This window comes from Nitratireductor sp. CH_MIT9313-5 (genome assembly GCF_037029545.1).
Lineage (GTDB): Bacteria > Pseudomonadota > Alphaproteobacteria > Rhizobiales > Rhizobiaceae > Chelativorans.
Map to the genome: position 1 here is coordinate 1 of NZ_JAYMER010000013.1, position 1,318 is coordinate 1,318.

Here is a 1,318-nt window from a genome sequence, read left to right on the forward strand (position 1 = left end):
AAAAGCGATTCTGCCAGCTGAAGAATGCATCTCCACGTGCAGGCAAGGCATCTCACTTTAAAATAAATTGAGATCTTCGGATTCTGAATCACGGACAAGCGATTCAGGTCTCTCAGAAGTCGATTCTGAGAAGGGCGAAAGCGTTACTCCGGCGAACGACGTGCGCGGGGAGAAGGGCAGGGAGGCTGTCGCTGTTCGTGCAGCAGTCGCTTCCTCGCATGCCTTCCGCCGGCTTTTGTTCCTTGCATGGGTCTCCCTCATCCTTGTCTCGTAGTGACGGGACAGAGGAGAAAGAGTATGCCCCGAGCAGTGAAGTCAGATGATGCATCCCACAGGGAGCGCCAGCAGCGCTACCGGACGCGACTGGCGGCCGAAAGGCGGCCAGAAGCCTCGACCATCGATGTTGCTGTTGCTGCGGCTGTAGCTGCCTTTGCCAGTGCTGCGGCACGTGACCCCGCGCTCCATCCGCAGGCGCTGCAGTGGATCCTTAGATACGCCCGGCGACGGTTGGTCGAGGACGGCTATGACAGGGAGCAGGTCATGCGGGTGCTCCACCGCCGGATGCGCCGCTTCGGCTAGTGCTTGGCCCTTTGCGGATCACATGGTGATGCACTGTTCTGTATTCCCCCCATTACTCCGTGTTTTGGAATCAGAATTACAGAAACTCACATAGTGACGCTGCGGAGCCTCGATGGGCAGTGACCTCGTTTTTAGTTCCGAGAACGGTCGCATTTGAACAATCTCTCTCACCGCCTCGCAATTCTTTGCCCGCTATGGGTGCAAGCAACGAACTGTGGGGGCGGGAATGGAAGAGCTGAAATCTCGGCAAGACGACAAGCATGAGCACATCCTGCTCGATGATGTGCCACCGATCGACGGCATGGACAATGTGCCGGAAGACGTTGGGCACGCAGCTGATGCCGAACAGGATGCAGCAGATGATGGCGACGATGCTCGTGAGATGGAAACGCTCTTCGGCAAGGAGTTGAGCAAGGTCAAAGACAGCGTCACAAGGTGGCGCGTGCAGCAGGCGAAGGCGGCATTCCGCATTGGTGATCTGTGGGAGGAGCTTTCGCAGGATATGAAGGTCGGTGAGCTCACCGCATTCCTTGCGAACGAGTGCCAGGTGCCGCGCCGTGACGTGCAGCGTTATGTACGACTTGCCAAACTCTTTCCCGGCGACTGTGCTGAACGCATCGCCTTCCGCGGCGAGGCGCTGACACCGCGCGAGTTACTGATCCAGAATGGTGTCGCATCCTCTGTTCTGCTCGATCTGGCTGGGCAGGATGAGACGGTGCGCGATGAAGCAATCCGCATG

2 protein-coding genes are annotated in these 1,318 nt (G+C 57.9%); both read left to right on the forward strand.

Annotation, left to right across the window (positions count from 1 at the left end; translation table 11 throughout):
- Positions 1 to 297: 297 nt before the first annotated feature.
- Entirely contained in the window at positions 298 to 579 is a 282-nt protein-coding gene (locus tag WA367_RS07505) for a hypothetical protein (RefSeq protein ID WP_336056182.1), read from the forward strand.
- Positions 580 to 805: 226 nt separating this feature from the next.
- A partial coding sequence (locus WA367_RS07510; RefSeq protein WP_336056183.1) for a hypothetical protein occupies positions 806 to 1,318 on the forward strand: 513 nt, incomplete at its 3' end.

Excerpts from the sequence above, each read along its gene's own strand:
- WA367_RS07505 (WP_336056182.1), top strand. The coding sequence starts at position 298 with ATGCCCCGAGCAGTGAAGTCAGATGATGCATCCCACAGGGAGCGCCAG.